General features: G+C 64.0%; 13 protein-coding genes. 7 read left to right on the top strand and 6 right to left on the bottom strand.

What is annotated here, in order from left to right; genetic code table 11:
• Nucleotides 1-18: 18 nt before the first annotated feature.
• From CXR00_RS16210 to CXR00_RS16230, 5 genes are all read right to left on the bottom strand, one after another.
• Nucleotides 19-837 (bottom strand): Fpg/Nei family DNA glycosylase, encoded by an 819-nt coding sequence (locus tag CXR00_RS16210; protein WP_104055776.1) that lies wholly within the window; start codon nucleotides 835-837, stop codon nucleotides 19-21.
• A gap of 23 nt (nucleotides 838-860) precedes the next feature.
• A complete protein-coding gene (locus tag CXR00_RS16215) occupies nucleotides 861-5873 on the bottom strand; it encodes a crosslink repair DNA glycosylase YcaQ family protein (protein ID WP_258060551.1) in 5013 nt (1670 codons plus the stop codon).
• Nucleotides 5874-5945: 72 nt separating this feature from the next.
• On the bottom strand, nucleotides 5946-7547 hold the full coding sequence (locus CXR00_RS16220) for an HNH endonuclease signature motif containing protein (protein ID WP_181032600.1): 1602 nt from the start codon (nucleotides 7545-7547) through the stop codon (nucleotides 5946-5948).
• A gap of 278 nt (nucleotides 7548-7825) precedes the next feature.
• Entirely contained in the window at nucleotides 7826-8551 is a 726-nt protein-coding gene (locus CXR00_RS16225; protein ID WP_104055783.1) for a DUF4232 domain-containing protein, read from the bottom strand.
• A 207-nt stretch (nucleotides 8552-8758) separates the two neighbouring features.
• The gene (locus tag CXR00_RS16230; protein ID WP_104055784.1) at nucleotides 8759-9214 is read right to left on the bottom strand and encodes a 23S rRNA (pseudouridine(1915)-N(3))-methyltransferase RlmH; all 456 of its coding nucleotides are present in this window, start codon (nucleotides 9212-9214) and stop codon (nucleotides 8759-8761) included.
• Between the two features lie 78 nt (nucleotides 9215-9292).
• Between CXR00_RS16230 and CXR00_RS16235 the strand changes: the two genes are divergently transcribed.
• From CXR00_RS16235 to CXR00_RS16245, 3 genes are all read left to right on the top strand, one after another.
• The gene (locus tag CXR00_RS16235) at nucleotides 9293-10171 is read left to right on the top strand and encodes a patatin-like phospholipase family protein (RefSeq protein ID WP_104055786.1); all 879 of its coding nucleotides are present in this window, start codon (nucleotides 9293-9295) and stop codon (nucleotides 10169-10171) included.
• 101 nt (nucleotides 10172-10272) lie between these two features.
• Nucleotides 10273-11061, top strand: a complete 789-nt coding sequence (locus tag CXR00_RS16240; RefSeq protein ID WP_104055788.1) for a GAF and ANTAR domain-containing protein — start codon at nucleotides 10273-10275, stop codon at nucleotides 11059-11061.
• A gap of 72 nt (nucleotides 11062-11133) precedes the next feature.
• Complete coding sequence (locus CXR00_RS16245; protein ID WP_104055790.1) at nucleotides 11134-11559, top strand: hypothetical protein; 426 nt, start codon at nucleotides 11134-11136, stop codon at nucleotides 11557-11559.
• Here CXR00_RS16245 and CXR00_RS16250 read toward each other — a convergent pair whose 3' ends face one another.
• Nucleotides 11560-11892 carry a DUF1905 domain-containing protein gene (locus CXR00_RS16250; RefSeq protein WP_104055792.1) on the bottom strand — a complete coding sequence of 111 codons (333 nt, stop codon included), beginning with the start codon at nucleotides 11890-11892 and terminating at the stop codon, nucleotides 11560-11562.
• A gap of 154 nt (nucleotides 11893-12046) precedes the next feature.
• Here CXR00_RS16250 and CXR00_RS16255 point away from each other — a divergent pair, with 154 nt between their 5' ends.
• The 4 genes from CXR00_RS16255 to CXR00_RS16270 all read left to right on the top strand — a co-directional run bounded on the left by CXR00_RS16255 (nucleotide 12047) and on the right by CXR00_RS16270 (nucleotide 16688).
• Nucleotides 12047-13072: a DUF808 domain-containing protein gene (locus CXR00_RS16255; protein WP_104055794.1), complete on the top strand. Its 1026-nt coding sequence runs from the start codon at nucleotides 12047-12049 to the stop codon at nucleotides 13070-13072.
• 997 nt (nucleotides 13073-14069) lie between these two features.
• Nucleotides 14070-14993: a hypothetical protein gene (locus CXR00_RS16260; protein ID WP_219816916.1), complete on the top strand. Its 924-nt coding sequence runs from the start codon at nucleotides 14070-14072 to the stop codon at nucleotides 14991-14993.
• A gap of 49 nt (nucleotides 14994-15042) precedes the next feature.
• Nucleotides 15043-15822, top strand: a complete 780-nt coding sequence (locus CXR00_RS16265; RefSeq protein WP_181032601.1) for a DUF1326 domain-containing protein — start codon at nucleotides 15043-15045, stop codon at nucleotides 15820-15822.
• Nucleotides 15819-16688 (top strand): DUF2182 domain-containing protein, encoded by an 870-nt coding sequence (locus tag CXR00_RS16270; RefSeq protein ID WP_104055801.1) that lies wholly within the window; start codon nucleotides 15819-15821, stop codon nucleotides 16686-16688. The genes CXR00_RS16265 and CXR00_RS16270 overlap by 4 nt, the downstream gene beginning before the upstream one ends.
• Nucleotides 16689-16700: the final 12 nt, after the last annotated feature.

Below are 16700 nucleotides of genomic sequence, written 5' to 3' on the forward strand. Positions count from 1 at the left end.
TTCGGCTGCGACTGGCTTTTATGTAGCCGGCGCGGAGGAGGCCGCTGCCGCCGGCTGGCAATGCGGGCAGTAGTACAGGTCCCGCAGCTCCAGTGCGTTGTCGCCGACAAGTTCGTGGGCCACCTTTGTTCCGCAGCGGAGGCAGCCGCGGGTTTCCCTGTTATAGACCCAGAGAGGATCTCCGCCCATGTTTCCGGTGGTGATCCTGCGGCTTCGCGTTTTGTTGGCTTCCAGCAGCCGCTTGGACAGATCGATGATCCTCGGCAGATTCCGCACCTCCCCGACGGGGGTCAACGGATGGACTCCGGCGAGGAAACAGATCTCGCAGCGGTAGACGTTGCCGATCCCGGCGAGGTTGCGCTGATCCAGTAATGCCAGTCCGATAGGCCGCTCCGGGACGGACTCAATCCGCCGCAGTGCCTCTGCTGCGTCCCAGTCCGGTCCCAGGAGATCGGGACCAAGGTAGCCGACGGCGTCGTTCTCCTCCGAGCGCGGTAGGACACGAAGGAAACCAAGATCGAAGCCGACCACCTGTTTTTGAGCCGTCTCCAGGACGCAGCGTGCCTTGAACGCCGGACGGCGCCATCGCTGGCCACGCTCGTAAACGTGCCAGAGGCCCTCCATCTTGAGGTGGGAATGCAGGATCCAGCCGCTGTCTGCATCGTCCAGCCGGATCAGCAGATGCTTGCCGCGCGCGACGACGTCGGTAACTGTGCGGCCCGTGAAATCCGTCGTGGCGAACTTGGGTACGCGGATGTCACATTTGGTCAGGGTTTGGCCGGCCAGCGCGGTGTTGAGTTCGCGGGCTGCCCGCCAGACTGTATCGCCTTCAGGCATGCTGTCCTCCGTGTCCGTTGACGTTAGACACGGTAACGCAGTCCTTTCGGCGTGGTGTAGAAACCTGCTTTGGTCAGGGCACGGGCAGCTTCCGTGTCGAGGACGTCCTGGCCGTTGACCTTCTCGATGGCCATCTTTTCCGCAGCACCCCGGCGAATAATGTCCACCAGAGCTGCGGCGGAAAGCTCCAGTGCCGCCGGATCCTCCGTGAAGGTCAACAGGGTTTTTCCTCCCCGCTCTGCATACAGGGTCAGATTTCCGTCGACCAGCACCACCAGCGCGCCCGCCTTGCGTCCGGGCCGGTGGCCGCCGTCGAGGGTTGGCCACGGAAGGGCCGCACCAAACGGATTTGCCGGATCAGTTGCCGCCAGCGCCACCGCTGACGGTTCAGGTTTGCGCAGCTGGGAGTCTTCCGAAAAGGACCGCAGCCGATCCACGGTGGCAGGGACGGCAAACTGCGCAGCACCGAGTTGTTCAATAAAGTACCCGCGGCGGCAGCGGCCCATTTCTTCAAGCCGGGCGAGCACGCGGTACAACAGGGCGAACCCGCCCGGTGTGCCCTCACTGGCAACCGATCCCCGGGTGACAACGCCGTAGCGGTCCAGCAGCAGTTCGGCTGTGGCATGGGCGGAGATGGTGGTGTCCTGCTCCACCGCGGGCAGCATGCTCCAGCGCCCGGCGACGAGCGGAGGAGAGTTGCGCAGCGCGGAGGGCTGGTTGCCGGCAGCCAGGCGCATGGAGCTTCCGGTGAGGGAGGCGCCCGGAGCACGGCCCAGCCTGCCCAGCCGGGCAGTGCGTGCACGGGGTGTCGCGGCGCGTTGTTTGTGCGCCGTTTTTCCTCCGGAGAGCAGGGACCGGACCGGGGTGAAAGTGTCGTTGCTGATCCTTCCCGCCCACACCAGATCCCACAGGGCGCTGATGACGTTGGCATCAGAAGATTCGGCCCCGTTGGCGGCCAGGCCGTCGACCAGCTGCCGGAAGAAGTACGCTCCGCCGCCGGACAGCAGATCCAACAGTTGCTGCTGTTGGTCCGAGGGGACAAAATCCGGTGCGGGATTGAGCGTCAGCGGAGCGTTTTCGGCCAAATGCAGCGCAATCCAGCCGTCGTTCCCGGGCAGGGAACCGGTCCCTGACCAGAGGACCTCACCGGTGGCGGTAAGTTCGTCCAGCATGGAGGGGACGTAATTCCGGATCCGTGATCCGAGAATGAGGGGTTCCCAGGCAGATGCGGGAATGGGGACGCCGGAGAGCTGGTCTATCACGGTGGCAACCCCGTCGAGCCCGCGCAGGGAAGAGCCCACATTCTGCCAGGCAGGAAGGAAGCGGGCATAGGTCGCCGGATCCACCGGTTCCACTTCTGAACGCAGCGCGGCGAGGGACCGCCGGCGCAGGCGGCGCAGCACCTCGACGTCGCACCATTCAGTGCCGGCTGGAGTACCGGGAACCGTGATGACAGCGCCGGGTGTTTGGTCCACGCCGGCCGCAGCGTCCAGGATTTGGGTTTCGGCCGGGCGGAACTCACCTTCAACAATGCGCCCTTCACCGGCCAGCCGCTGCAGAGTGGTGGTGACGACGGCGACGCCCAGTCCCAGCCGCGTTGCGGCTTCTGCGGCGGTAAAGGGGCCGTGGGTGCGTGCGTAGCGGCCAATCAGGTCGCCCAGGGGATCAGCCACCGGTTCGATGAAGGCCAGCGGGACGCCCATCGGCAACGGCACGCCCAGGGCATCGCGCAGACGGGCGGCATCCTCGATGGCGGCATAGCGCTGCTGCCCGGCCACGCCGACTTTCAGCGCCCGGTTGGACCGGACCAGCTGCTCCAGCAGGTCGAGGGCATTGTGCACCCCGGCGCCGGTGTCATCCGAGGTGCTTTCGGTCTGGTCCGCTTCATTGGGCTGCAGTCGGGCAGCAACTTCGGGAGCGGTCAAAGGCCCCAGCAGCCGAAGCAAATCGGCGACACCTTCGACGCCCCGGACCCGGCGATCCTCGGCCAGCCGCTGCAGTTCCCGCTCAGTCTGGGCGATGATCCGCGCGTCCAGAAGTTCGCGCAGTTCGGCCCGGCCGAGCAACTCATTGAGCAGGGTCGGATCCAGCGACAGCGCGGCAGCACGCCGCTCCGCCAGCGGAGAGTCACCCTCGTACAGGAAAGCACCGACGTAGCCGAAGAGCAGCGACCGGGCAAAGGGCGACGGCGAGGGCGTGGTGGTTTCCACCAGCCGGATCTCCCGGCGCTCGATTCCGGCGGCAATGTCTTTCAAAGCAGGCAGGTCGTAAACGTCCTGAAGGCATTCGCGCACGGTTTCCAGCACGATGGGAAACGTCGGGTATTTCTTGGCGACGTCCAGCAACTGTGCGGACCGCTGCCGCTGCTGCCACAGCGGTGTCCGTTTTCCGGGATTCTGCCGCGGCAGCAGCAGGGCACGCGCCGCACATTCACGGAAACGCGAGGCGAACAGGGCCGATCCGCCCACTTCTGCGGTCACGATCGAGTCGAGCTCATCCGCGTCGAAGATGAACAGCTCTGCCCCCGGCGGTTCATCCTCCATCAGGGGCACCCGCAGCACGATGCCGTCGTCGGAGGCCATCGCTGAGCCGTCCAGGCCGTAGCGCTGATGAAGCCGGGCGCCGACGGCGAGGGCCCAGGGCGCATGGACGGGCATGCCGTACGGGCTGTGCAGGACCACCCGCCAGTCGCCGAGCTCATCGTGAAAACGCTCCACCACCAGCGACCTGTCATTGGGCACCACATCGGTGGCCTGCTGCTGTTCCCGCAGGTAGGTCATCAGGTTGCCCGCAGCCCAGTCATCGAGTCCGACGGCGGCCAGCCGTTTGGCGGCGGTCTCGTCATCGGCGCCGGACATTTCACGGACAAAGCCGCCCAGTGCCCGGCCCAGCTCCACCGGCCGGCCGAGGGAATCTCCCCGCCAGAACGGCAGCTTTCCGGGCTGCCCGAACGCAGGGGAAACGAGCACCCGGTCATGGGTGATGTCTTCAATCCGCCAGCTGGTGGCTCCCAGGGCAAAAACGTCGCCCACCCGGGATTCATAGACCATCTCCTCATCGAGTTCCCCGACGCGGCGGCTGTTCTTGCCTTCGGAGTCGCCCACCAAATACACGCCGAACAGTCCGCGGTCCGGAATGGTGCCGCCGGAGGTCACGGCCAAACGCTGCGCGCCGGGTCTCCCGGTGATGGTGCCTTCGGTGCGGTCCCAGACGATGCGCGGCCGCAGTTCCGCAAACTCGTCGGATGGATAGCGTCCCGCCAGCAGGTCCAAAGTGGCGTCAAAGGCTGAGCGCGGCAGGCCGGCGAAAGGCGCGGACCGGCGGACGACGTCGAACCATTCCTCCACGTCAATGGAGCCGAGGGCGGACGCGGCCACCGTTTGCTGGGCAAGGATGTCCAGAGGGTTGGCAGGGATGTACAGGGGTTCGATCTGTCCGGCCAGCATCCGCTCGGCGACAACCGCCGTGTTCAGCAGGTCTCCGCGGTGTTTGGGGAACATGACGCCTTGGGACGTCTCGCCCACCTGGTGTCCTGCCCGTCCCACCCGCTGCAGGCCACTGGCCACTGACGGCGGCGATTCAACCTGGATGACCAGGTCCACGGCACCCATGTCGATGCCCAGTTCCAGGGAGCTGGTGGCCACGACGCAGCGCAGCCGTCCGGATTTGAGGTCATCCTCAATCAGCGCCCGCTGGTCCTTGGACACTGAGCCGTGGTGGGCGCGGGCGAGAACCGGGTTGTCATCATCAACGGCAACCTGGTCCGGCTGGCGGTAGCGGATGGATACGCCAGCCTGAGCCATGAGTTGGGCGGGCGGACGTGCTGTGGGGAGGTTCGAAGACCCGGTGGACCCAGCGGCGGGTTCAGACCCAGCGGCCGGTTCAGACCCAGCCACAGTTTCGAACGCGGCGGGAGCATCAGCCCCAGCGTTGGAGCCGGCACCCTCTGTGCCGGTTGCCGCTGCAGCCAGCGACAGGGCGGATGCTTCCAGCCGGTAGGCATGGATCTCGTTGAGCCGTGCGGTCAGCCGTTCCGCCAACCGGCGGGAATTGGCGAACACTATGGTGGAGCGGTTCGTCTCGATGAGGTCGACGATTCTCTCTTCGACGTGCGGCCAGATGCTTGCCTGCGGCGCGTACCCGCCCTCGATGGTGTCTTCCACGGCCGGCGCGCCACCGAGATCGGACATGTCCTCGACGGGAACCGTCACGGTGATGTCCCAGGACTTCTTGGCTGCCGGAGCCACCACCTGCACGGGAGCGTTACCTCCCAGGAACCGCGCAACCGTCTCATGCGGCTCCACCGTTGCGGACAATCCGATCCGCTGGACCGGTTTGGGGAGCATGGCATCCAACCGGGCCAAAGTGACGGCCAAATGTGCACCGCGCTTGGTGCCGGCAACCGCGTGCACCTCGTCGACAATGACGGTGTCCACCTCGGCCAGGGTTTCGCGTGCGCGGGACGTCAGCATAAGGAACAGCGATTCCGGCGTGGTGATGAGGATGTCCGGCGGCCTGGTGAGCAGGGTTCGGCGTTCGTTTTGGGGTGTGTCTCCCGACCGGACTCCGACGGTGATGGACGGTGCCGGGAGTCCCAGCCGCTTGGCTGTCTGGGTAATGCCGATCAACGGGGAGCGCAGGTTTCGCTCCACATCCACACCGAGGGCCTTAAGCGGCGATATGTACAGAACCTTGGTTTTGCGTTTCGGTACAGTATTCCGTTTACGTGCGGACGCTTTGGCGCCGTGCTCAGCCAAGGGGGCGGCGCGGACTGGTTCGGTGGCGGGGACATGAGCTGCGGCTGCGCCCGCTGAAGATTCACCGCCCGCAGCCGAGGCAATAAAACTATCCAGCGCCCACAGGAAGGCAGCCAAGGTTTTGCCCGAACCTGTGGGTGCCACTACCAGGGCGTTGGCACCCTTGGAGATGGCGTCCCAAGCTCCGGTTTGTGCGGCTGTCGGCGCATCAAAAGCACCCTCGAACCACTCTCTGGTGGCGGGGGTGAACTTCTGCAGAACCGAAGCTCCGGATGTCATGTAAACCATTGTTCCGCACGGGCCTGACACTTTCGGCTTCCGCGGTGCAGTTTGGCTGCAGGCCGAATTCGCTCAGCTTGCGGAGCGGCGGGAAGGAATATCCGCCACCGATGAACGGAAGTACACGTTGCGCAGAGGCACCCGGTCAGGATCCACATACGCCGGCGGAACGAACCAGGGAACGCCGGCTCTTATCCTGATCTTCCAATTCTCTTTGTGTACCTCATGATGGTGGTGGGAGCACAAGAGGACGCCGTTGTCCGTTGATGTTGGACCACCGCGGTTCCAATAGCGGATGTGGTGGGCTTCGGTCCACGGGCCGGGAATGCTGCAGCCGGGAAAAGCGCATCCTCCGTCCCGGGCATGGAGAGCTCTGCGCATATGCGGCGGGAACAGCCTTTGCGCCCGTCCAACATCCAGGATCCGGCCTTCACCCGAGAGCACAACGGGCAGCATCTCCGCGTCGCAAGCGAGTTCTCTGACGGTGGCCGCCGCCACCGGGCCGGTGAAGGCAAAGGAACCTGGACTGACCGTTTCCGGATCCTTTGTCTGCGGCGGAGTCTTCTTCCCCGCCGGGATGTTCATGGAATCCAAACCCTTGACGACTGATCCGTATTTGAAGTCCTTCAACAGGGACGGCGCATCAATAGTCACCATGACCTGAGGGCGCAGCCCGCCGCTGGAAGGAACGCCGCCCGTGGCCAAAGCGGCCTTGGCCACAGCGATCAGCCCGCTAAGAAGCCGCTGGGGACGGGTCCGCCGATCCAGTCGAGATGAAGTCCCGGCATCAGGCGCACTACCGTCGGCATGCTCAGCCAACCCCGGACCGGCATACTCAGCCAACTCCGGGCCGGCTTGTTCGTGCCCGCGGCCGCCGGTGGCTGGCGCCGCCGCTGGTGCCGCATCCGACGCCCTGGGGCCGGCAACTGCATTCATCACGGTCAGGAGCGTTTCGTGCTGTTCAGCGGTGCAGTAGATGCTGAGATGGTTCAGCCCGTTCTTTTTTCGACCGGGGAACACCCCTTGGAAGCGGCGCAATTCATCATCGGAGGGTTCGGTTCCGTCCTGGTCTGCCAGCAATACCCATCGGCGCGCAGTTCGGGCGAGAAAGTCAGCGTCGTGCCGGCTCCCCAGGGACGCCAGATCCGACTCCATGGCTTCGGCGGTTTCGGTGCCGCTTCGCTGCCTCACCTGATCCACTGCCTCGGCAATGATGAGGGCGGACACGGACGAGATTTGACCGGCCGCTGCGGCTCCGGCCAGAACAGGCAAAGCGGCCGGAACGGGGTGCCCGCTGTTGCCGGAAGCCGGCAGCAGAACGGAAGCCAGTTTCAGACGCCGCTGTGCTTCACCTCGGCTGATCCGCAACCGGCAGCGCATGTAGTCAGCAGTGGTGCGGAACTCGGCACGGACTTTGCCGGCGGCCTGCTGAGCAGGTGAAACCGCCTCGGCCCAGGTGTTGTTCCAGGCTCCAGCTCCTTCGGCATGTTCAGCAACTGGCGGGTCCTCTTCTGTGAATGGTGCAGCAGGTGCGCCAGCCGGACCGGTCGAGCCGAAGGTTTCGGCAACGCGGTGGTTCTCCAAGGCCCCGGCACAGACGATCTGCAGGTAGTCCACGGACCGCGCCAGGGCTTCCACTTCGGCCGCGAATTGTGCCGTCTGGCCGATACTCATGAGGCCTCCCGCCTGGACAGACCTGCGGCAGAGAGCACTCAACGCCTGTGCGGCATCCGTCAGCGACAGCAGGAACCCGGGTGGACGGACGCAGTGAACAGAATCGTCGGCGTCAGCCCCTGATGCTTCCCCGGAGCCAGCCGCTGCTTCCGGCCGAAGGATCGTTTCCATAAACCAATTTTCCGGTGCCCGGGCTGCCCGGTGTGAAAAGAAGCCATGGATGTGGACAAACGATCCGGCGTCGCAGCCTGTGGAGGACTAGTGTCCGCCGTCGCCGCTTACCGCTTTTGCAGAGCTCCGATGCTCAGCAGCTCCACGTTGGGGTTCTCGCAGGCAAGAATCTCATGGGGGATCTGCAGCGCTTGGAGGTCTTCCGGAGGGTAGACGAGCAGCTTCGTTGCCTGATGGGGTTCGCAGTCCTCGCCATAGTTCTCGGCACGGGTTTCCTTCAGGTCAGCGACAACCGACTGCCCGGGTTCCAGAACAAACACCCCGCCGGGGTTGCCGTTTTCACCCGAGCGAACGGCTGCCGCTCCAATCTGCTCATTTGAGGTGTCGTCAACATAGGAGACCCCGGGGAAGCCGGCTGCTGATGCACAGGGAGCGGACGAGACATTCGTCAGGACCAGTGTGCGGTAGACGCTGCCTGCTGCTCCTCCGCCGATATTGTCCTCGACCTCACCTACCAGATCGGCGGCAGCGCACGTCTTGGGTCCAGTTGGTGACGCGGCTTCAGCGGAGTTGCCGGCTGTGGGTGCCGGAGCGCTGGAACCCGGGGACGCACTACCGGCTTCGCCCGTGGATGTTCCGGTGCTCGGCGATACCTCCGGGCTTTCGGAGGCAGCAGACGGCGACGGCGAGGCCGACGACGCGGTTTCCCCGCCGTCGGACGCGCAGCCGCTGACTACAAGAGCTGCGCCCAGTACGGCAGCGGCCAGCGGCCATAACTTTGTAGACGAGGATGGCTTTCTTGCTGACAACAATTTCCGCGACCGGGTATTCATAGGATCACCTTCTCCGCAAGGAGGGTACGGCGTCAATTAGGCTCCTCAGGCGCACTGATAATGACGCCGCAAACGTTACGCATTTCCTCATTGCCGCAGCTCGCCAATTTGCTCCAGCCCGCCAATTTGCCGCAGCGCGCCGGGCAGCCGCGAGCGGGCCGAGCTGCCGCGCAAAATAGCGGTCAGTGATATTCGTGACGGCAGCGGTTATTCGTGGTGATAGGGTCGCCCGCCGGCGATCTCCTGGGCCCGGTACACCTGTTCCGCAAGGATCAGGCGGACCAGCTGGTGGGGGAAGACCAGAGGAGACAGCGACCAGATGAAATCAGCGCGGTCGTGCACGCTCTGGTCCACCCCGTAGGCGCCGCCGATAATCAATGTGACGTTACGGGAATTATCCAGGGGCTTTTGCAGGGTCTTTGCGAGCGCAGGAGAGGTAATGGCCTTGCCCCGTTCATCCAGCAAGATGACATAGTCGCTGCCCAGCTTGGCCAGCAGACGCTCAGATTCCTCCTTGCGGGCGGCATCGCCTTCCCGTGCGGAATGCGGAATGGAAACCCAGGTCAAATCGAAGGGCTTTTTCAGTCTCTTTTCATAGCGGCGGATCCCGTCCACCACCCAGTCTTCGTGCTTTCGGCCAACCATCAAAACGCGCAATGCCATGTCTCCATTGAATACCCCGGGGCACGGGAGGGAAAAACGCGTGGCAGTACTCACCTGTCCCGGGCTTAGACTGCCCGCATGACAAACACGAGCGGAACGCGGGCAATAGTCCTGGGCGGCGGGGGAGTGGCCGGCATCGCCTGGCAGATCGGCGTCCTGGCGACCCTGCTGGAGCACGGTATTGAACTCAACGACGCCGACCTGGTGGTGGGAACGTCAGCCGGCTCCGTCGTCGGCGCTTCCCTGCGGTTCGGAGTCCTGCGGGAGGCGCTCGCGGCCCAGCTGTACCAACACGAACCGGAACAAGGCCCGGCAGGGCAGGGCGAGTTGCCGCACTTCAGTGTTGAGGAGTTCATCAACATGATGGGTTCGGCCGCCCGCGGACCGGGCGGGGACCAGGAAGCCCGTGCCCGGATCGGCAAGGCGGCGCTCGCTGCCGGCCAGGGACTTTCCGAAACCCGGTGGGTGGACACCATTCGGTCGCTTCTGCCGGCACAGTCATGGCCCTCCGGCCTGCTGAAAGTGACAACAGTGAATGCGAACGACGGCGCCTTTCACGTTTTCGATCAATCGTCAGGCGCCGACCTGGCCCGGGCTGTCGCCGCAAGCTGCAGCGTGCCCGGTGCCTGGCCGCCGGTGCTGATTGACGGCATTCCCTACATGGACGGCGGGATGCGCTCCGCCTCGAACGCGGACCTGGCCACCGGGTATGACAAGGTACTGGTTCTCTCCTGCGCGCCGGAAGCGCCGGACAGCCCCTTCGGTCCCACCCTTCCCCAAGTACTGAGAGGTTTATCGGAGGGAACTGACACGTTCCTGATTGAAGCGGATGAGGCCAGCCTGTCAGCTTTCGGAACCAATGTGCTGCTCTCGTCCACCCGCCGTCCGTCTGTGCTGGCCGGCCAGGAACAGGGCGCCGCAGTGGTGGATGCAGTGAAGGTGTTCTGGGGTGTCTGATTGCCGGTCACCTGGATTTGTCCGGCGAGGATCGGCACACGGCTTCACCCGATGCTGTAATGGAAAAGGCGCACGGCCTTCCCCCAACGGAAAATGGTGACATGTCCAGCGACAGTAATTCTGCAGGAGCAACAGACCTGATCGATGCCGCGCGGGCAGCGCAGGACGAGACCGGAAAGGATTACTCCGGTCTTTTGCAGGACATGCTCTTGGAAACAAGCGACGTCGAAGGTTTTCTCGCCGACCTGACCCGCCTCACCGTCGACACCCTGGCCGCGCCCGGGCAGGAGCTGTTTTGCGGTGTGACCCTCCTGCGGCCGGGCAGTGCCGACACGGTGGCCAGTGACAGCGAGGAGTCCCGGCGCATGGATGAGGTCCAGTACCGGTTCGGCACCGGTCCCTGCCTGGAAGCAGCGCGCACCAACCGCACCGTTGTGGTGCGCGACATCACCACGGACCCGAGATGGGACGAGTACGCAAAAGCAATTGCCGGGTATGGCCTGAAATCGATTCTGGGCGTTCCGATTCCCCTGGACGGAGACGCCCAGTGCGGCCTGAATGTGTATGCCCGGGAACCGGATGCCTTTACCGACGAAATGATCCGCGCGGCTGAAGAATTTGCCCGCGGCGCCTCGAAATCCCTGCGGCTCGCCGTGCGCATTTCCCAGCTGGGTGAAAGCAGGGACAACCTCAAGGCAGCCATGGGTTCACGCACCACCATCGACTTGGCCGTGGGAATCATCATGGCTCAAAACCGGTGCAGCCAGGAGGCCGCAATCGGCATCCTCAAAGCGGCGTCGAGCGCACGGAACGTGAAACTGCGGGACATTGCCGCCTCCGTTGTTGCCTCAGTGGGCGAAAAGGAGCCCAAGACCCACTTCGTCGACTAGCAGCGGCCCACAGCCCGACGACGGCGGCCGCCGCCTCTGTCCCCGTCCGGCGTGCGGGGGGACACTAAAAAGATGGAACTTTCAGACAGGGATCTCAACGCAACGCCACCGGAATCCGGGAATCAGGCCGATGCCGGGGCCCGGCCGGGCGATGCACTGCCGGGACTGGTAATCCACGGCTTCGGCCCGGACAGCGGAACCTGGCTCGCCGGTGTGCTCCGAAGTGCAGGGAACTCACGCCGGGCGCTGGGCCCCGAACGGAGACTCGAGGTGGTGGTCCAGGGGTTTGGGGTGCGGCTCCTTCGTTCGGGCATAGGAGATGAGAGCGCCCTCGACGGAGCCCTGTCGCAAGACATTCATGTTTTGGCCTGCCGGAACAGCATGACCCATGCCAGTATTCAGGCCGATGAACTGCACCGGGGTGTGGAAACCGTGGATGCCGCCGTCGCGCATTTGGCGCGCAGGCAGTGGGAAGGTTGGGCGTACGTCCGGTTGTAATCAGGAAGGTCTCGTGTTCCCCGGGGCGGCGGCAGCCCGGCCTCCCCGGGTGGCTACGCTCAACCCAACGGACACCGTGTCGCCGTCGTCTATCCGTTCCTTGAGACGAACGTCCTTCCGCAGCGGCAGGGCATACCCGCCGCTGCGCGGAAGCAGCGAAGTCTCCCAATCGGTGGTCCCGATCCGGACACAGACAGGAATGGCGCCCCACCCATAGGTGGCTGCGGCAGCTTGGGCGCGCACGTAGTCAGCCGCGTCTTCAGGCAGCAGCAGCCAGTAGAACGGCGCCGGCCCGCGCCACTCGAACACCTCAGCACAAAATGTTGTGTCCACACTGTCGAAGGTAGTTTGCCCGGGTGGCGCAGGCAACGGAATAGCCGGAGGGAAAGCCCAGCCCGGCAACCTATAATTTCGATATGCCAAATCCACGCCTCAAGGGCGCCATCCATAAACAGTTGACCTCCCCGCACCAGCAAGGAGCACGGCTGTGAGCGGGGGGCTAGTCGCCCTGCTGGACGACGTCGCCGCCCTGGCACGCATCGCCGCAGCCTCTGTTGACGACATCGCTGCCGGAGCCGCGAAGGCGGGAGCCAAGGCTGCCGGCGTCGTTATTGATGACGCCGCAGTGACACCGCAGTACGTGTCCGGCGCCGATCCGTCCCGCGAACTGCCGATGATCAAGAAGATCTTCTGGGGATCGCTCCGGAACAAGCTGCTGATCATCCTTCCCGCACTGCTGCTCATCAGCGCGTTCATTCCCGGCGTGATCCCGTTCATCCTCATGCTGGGCGGCACGTACCTCTGCTACGAGGGTGCCGAGAAGGTCTGGCACAAATTCTTCGGCCACCATGAGGCTGCCAAAGAGGCGCCGGCGGTAGAGCGGGGGCCCGACGCCGAATCCAAGGTCATCAAGGGCGCCATCACCACCGACTTCATCCTGTCCTGCGAGATCATGGTCATCTCCATGAACGAGGTGGGCGACGCATCCATCTGGGTCCGGGCGGCGATCCTGGTCCTCGTAGCCATCGCCATCACAGTGCTCGTCTACGGAGCCGTCGGGCTGATCGTCAAGATGGACGACATCGGCCTGCACCTGACCAAAAAAGAGTCCGCCGGCTCCAAACGCTTCGGCGCCCTTCTGGTGAAGGGGATGCCCGCCGTGCTGGCTGCCATCACCTTCATTGGAACGATCGCCATGCTCTGGGTGGGCGGCCACATCATGCTGGTGGGTGTCCATGATCTTGGCTGGCACGCCCCCTATGACCTGGTCCACGCCCTGGAACACCCCGTGGCCGGGCTTGCGGTTGTGGGCGGTTTCCTAGCCTGGCTTGTGAACACGCTCTGCTCGGCCGTCATCGGACTGGTCTGGGGCCTGGTGGTCATGGCTGTCCTGCACCCTCTGATGAAGGTGCTGCCGTTCGGCAAGAAGAAGGACGGGCACGAAACCGGTGACACTCGGGCAGCAGTTGCCGGGCACCGGCCGGAGAAGCCGGACACCGATTCCACCGAGTAGACGCAGCGGGTCTCCCGGACAAAACAAAAGACCCCGTTTCCCTTGATTTACAGGGGAAGCGGGGTCTTTCTCATGTGGCGGTGACGGGGGATTTGAACGCACTACGGGCCGCTGAATATCAAGGCCCGGAAAATGGCCGGGCCTTGGCTGACCCGCGACGGCGACGGGACTTCAGCGGAATGAATACTGCGTAGAACGCAGTCCAGCAGATCCAGAAGACGGTCGAGATGCGCCGTTCAGAGACGCCGTCGGCAGGAAGAGGAAGGCGTACTCACTGCGCCGAAACCCAGTGACCCCCCCAGCTGTTTTCCGTATGTACTGCTCGTTCGCAGTTCTTAGACCCGTGCCCGCTGGCGAAGAGGCCTAATCGAGAATCTTGGGCTACTGCCCGGAATGTTTCGGGGTCCACTAAGCCGAGGGCATGGGCGGCAAACTTCCTTACCTCGGCGAACCTCTTCAACCGAATGTCTTCCAGGCGGGCTCCGTTCACTACTGAAACCAAACGGTTTCAACCACGCCTACACCCTCAAACGCGACGAGCCTTGAAGCCGATTCCTTGGCATGTTATTTTAGGCACCTGCTAGTAATCGAAGCTTTCTCCAGCAGCGCGATTACTGTCCAGTGTTTACCTCACTGTGACTGCGTTACGGCAGGTCACGGGCCGTTCTCACTCTGTGTTAATTTGCATATACCTCTTGTAGATTCTTGTGCGATCGTGGGGTGTGCGGTGCCTGGGAATGCGCAGCGTTTAAGTGATACAGGACCTATTGATCCCCGGACGGGCTATCCACTGTGGTACGAAGACGTTACGGGTACGCGTCTGGATCTGGCCTGGCAGCGCGATGACCCGAGAACCCCGGTCATCGCTGACCTGAATGAAAGCGGAACTCTGCGAGGCATCGCTAACTTCCCAGGCGAGTCCTTCTACGTTACGGCGGAGGCGGAGCTTCCTCTAGGCGGAGGAGGACAGGACGGGGAAGTGAGGGTGGTCCTCGCTTTGGAGGCTACTTTTGCTACGGAAGACGTGGTGGACGGCGAGCAGATCGTCTTCGGACGCATCCGGTTCCGGGTCCGCGACGGACGCCCAGAGACGACGTACACGCTCACGCATCCGTACGGCACGGTTCAGGCCACCACCGATGATCGGGGTCGAGTGACTGCGACGGAGGACATCGGCCTGACACCGTTGGATTTTACCGGGGCTCTGGGCGGGCAGATTGCCCCCTTCCTGCAGTGGACGCCCGATCCCGCTCTGCCCGAGGGCTACATCGGTGACGGCGCCACAGAGCACACGATCACGGGCAGTCCGTTCAACACTAACTTCGTCCTGGTGGAAGGCACCGGGGCGGGTACAGCTGGGGCTGACTCAGATCCGAATGATCCTGGGAATCCGGACAAGGTCTACACGGACCAATTCGTGCTGCAGGGCCGGATCGCCACGATCCATGGGGCGGAGATCACCCGCGCGGTCTACAGCCGAGCGGCGGCTGGGGCGGTGATGGTGGAGGTGTTCGCCCGATCCGTTCCCGGACAGCAGCTCGGAGTATCACTTGGAGGTGGTCCGGAGACGCCTCTGCAGGGCGGGAATACCCCCAACTATCTCTCCAGCATATCTGCGGGCAGCACGGTTCCGACGCAGGTCACCGTGACCAACCGGACTGATCCGGTTGCTCTGCCGGTAACCGTAGGGGTCACCGATGCGGTGGCGATCACGCAGGCCGACTACGACAGTACCAACCAGACGCTCACCGTGAGCGCAATCTCCAGTGACCAGAGTGGCGCCCCGGCACTAACTGTCACAGGGCGTGGCGGGCTGTCCGGCCCGGTCGGGGTCTTTGCTCTCGATGCCCCGCCGTCCACGGTCACGGTCGTCTCCGCCGCTGGCGGCACCAGCACAGCGATTGTCCGGATCGTGGCCTGACAGGATCCTGCCGGGCGCTGTCCCAACATCCAAGAATCAGAGGACCGTCATGGAATACACACTGACAGGTAGCTTTCTTGAGGCCTGCGACTGCACTGTCATCTGCCCCTGCTGGGTGGACGACGACCCTGTGGAGGGACACTGCACCGGGTTCGTCTTGTGGGAGTTCACCGGGAACGGCACTGAGTCGAAGATCGATGGCCTCGTCGTCACTGGGTGCAAGGTCGTCAGCGTCGCAATCCACGCGGGCAAACGTCGCGACAGTTCAGCACCGGCCACTTCGATGATCTACATCGACGTTTCGGACTGCAAGAACAAGGAAACCACGGATGAGCAGCTTTTTCAGGCCTTGCGGGGTACCTTCGCCGAACACCCCACGAAGGAGGGAGGGGGTATAGGCCCGCTGGCTGAGCTGGCCGAGATGAGCGGAACGGTGGTAGGGGCCGAGCCGGCCAGGATCTCCTTCGAGTTCGATGACGAACACCGCTGGACGGCTACAGTCACCCGCACCCGAACAAACCCGCAGAAACCGCAACCCCTTCAAGACCTGTTGATTCACGCGACAGGGCAGCCGGAGCGGTTTGACGTGGCCGAGAACGCTAAGAGTCAGCCGTTGGAGCTGTCCAACACCGCGCTGACCTACGAGCTACAGGCCCAGAACCCGGTGACTGCCCAGGCGGGGGATGAGTTAATCATCAATGTCGGTGCCCTGCCCGGAGGCAACATCAACGTCAAGGGCCGCTCGGGCATGCGCGGCACCTTTCACTACCGCTACCCCGCAGCGGGCGTGCACACGGGCATGCCTGGTGAAGAAGCACCAGCATCATGACCCCCACCTCCCCGGCGGCGCCTCACCAGTCCGGGGCGAGCCGCCCCCTCGACATGAACCTCCTTGTTCTAAGCACGATCGTGATGGCGGCGATGGCCTGGGGGGTCCTGCTGCTGACCCACGGGCCCGGAGGCCACGGGCTGGAAGGCCACACGGTGACCTCTGAAGTGCTGGCTCCTGGGCCGGCCGCGGAAACACACGCTCAGCACGGTGGTACGGCCGCGTTCGTGATTCCTCCTGCTCTGGTCGGTGGTGCAGTAGCCCTGGGCGGCTGGGGATTCATGGTGGTGGCCATGATGCTTCCGCCAGCCCTCCCGCTGCTGCAGACGGTGCGACGACTAGCCTCGCACCGTCCGGATCCGTGGCGTCTGACCATCTGGAGCGCCATGACCTTTATCGGGGCTTGGATGGTCATCGGGGCGGTTCTCGTCGCAGGCGATTTGGGTGTCCAGGCGTTGGCTTCCAGTGGATGGCCTGCGATCGATCCCCGTTGGGTGACCGGGGCCGTGCTGATCGGGGCCGGTGGCTATCAGTTCACCCCGCTGAAAGATTTGTGCCTGCGCGGTTGCCGGAGCCCGCGCAGCTTCGTGCTGGCGCACTGGCAGGGTCGGCGCTCTGCCAGCGCGGAGATTTTCGCCCTGTCCGGTGCATACGCGCTGTCATGCATCGGGTGCTGTTGGGCGCTGATGCTCATCTGCTTTACCGTCGGCACCGCAGCGCTGCCTGCGATGGTCGCGTTGAGCGTAGTCATGGCCGCAGAACGCCTCGTCCCGTGGGGCCGGCGCTTGGTATGGCCTACCGGTTTCGCCCTCATCGCTATGGGAGCCGCTACGGCGCTGATTCCCGCCTTTGATAGTCCCATTTGATGTAGACCTTTT

This window comes from Arthrobacter sp. 9E16 (genome assembly GCF_002929435.1).
GTDB lineage: Bacteria > Actinomycetota > Actinomycetes > Actinomycetales > Micrococcaceae > Arthrobacter_B > Arthrobacter_B sunyaminii.

Coding starts and splice junctions, on each gene's coding strand:
- CXR00_RS16210 (WP_104055776.1), bottom strand. CDS start 837: ATGCCTGAAGGCGATACAGTCTGGCGGGCAGCCCGCGAACTCAACACC.
- CXR00_RS16215 (WP_258060551.1), bottom strand. CDS start 5,873: ATGACATCCGGAGCTTCGGTTCTGCAGAAGTTCACCCCCGCCACCAGA.
- CXR00_RS16220 (WP_181032600.1), bottom strand. CDS start 7,547: ATGAGTATCGGCCAGACGGCACAATTCGCGGCCGAAGTGGAAGCCCTG.
- CXR00_RS16225 (WP_104055783.1), bottom strand. CDS start 8,551: ATGAATACCCGGTCGCGGAAATTGTTGTCAGCAAGAAAGCCATCCTCG.
- CXR00_RS16230 (WP_104055784.1), bottom strand. CDS start 9,214: ATGGCATTGCGCGTTTTGATGGTTGGCCGAAAGCACGAAGACTGGGTG.
- CXR00_RS16235 (WP_104055786.1), top strand. CDS start 9,293: ATGACAAACACGAGCGGAACGCGGGCAATAGTCCTGGGCGGCGGGGGA.
- CXR00_RS16240 (WP_104055788.1), top strand. CDS start 10,273: ATGTCCAGCGACAGTAATTCTGCAGGAGCAACAGACCTGATCGATGCC.
- CXR00_RS16245 (WP_104055790.1), top strand. CDS start 11,134: ATGGAACTTTCAGACAGGGATCTCAACGCAACGCCACCGGAATCCGGG.
- CXR00_RS16265 (WP_181032601.1), top strand. CDS start 15,043: ATGGAATACACACTGACAGGTAGCTTTCTTGAGGCCTGCGACTGCACT.
- CXR00_RS16270 (WP_104055801.1), top strand. CDS start 15,819: ATGACCCCCACCTCCCCGGCGGCGCCTCACCAGTCCGGGGCGAGCCGC.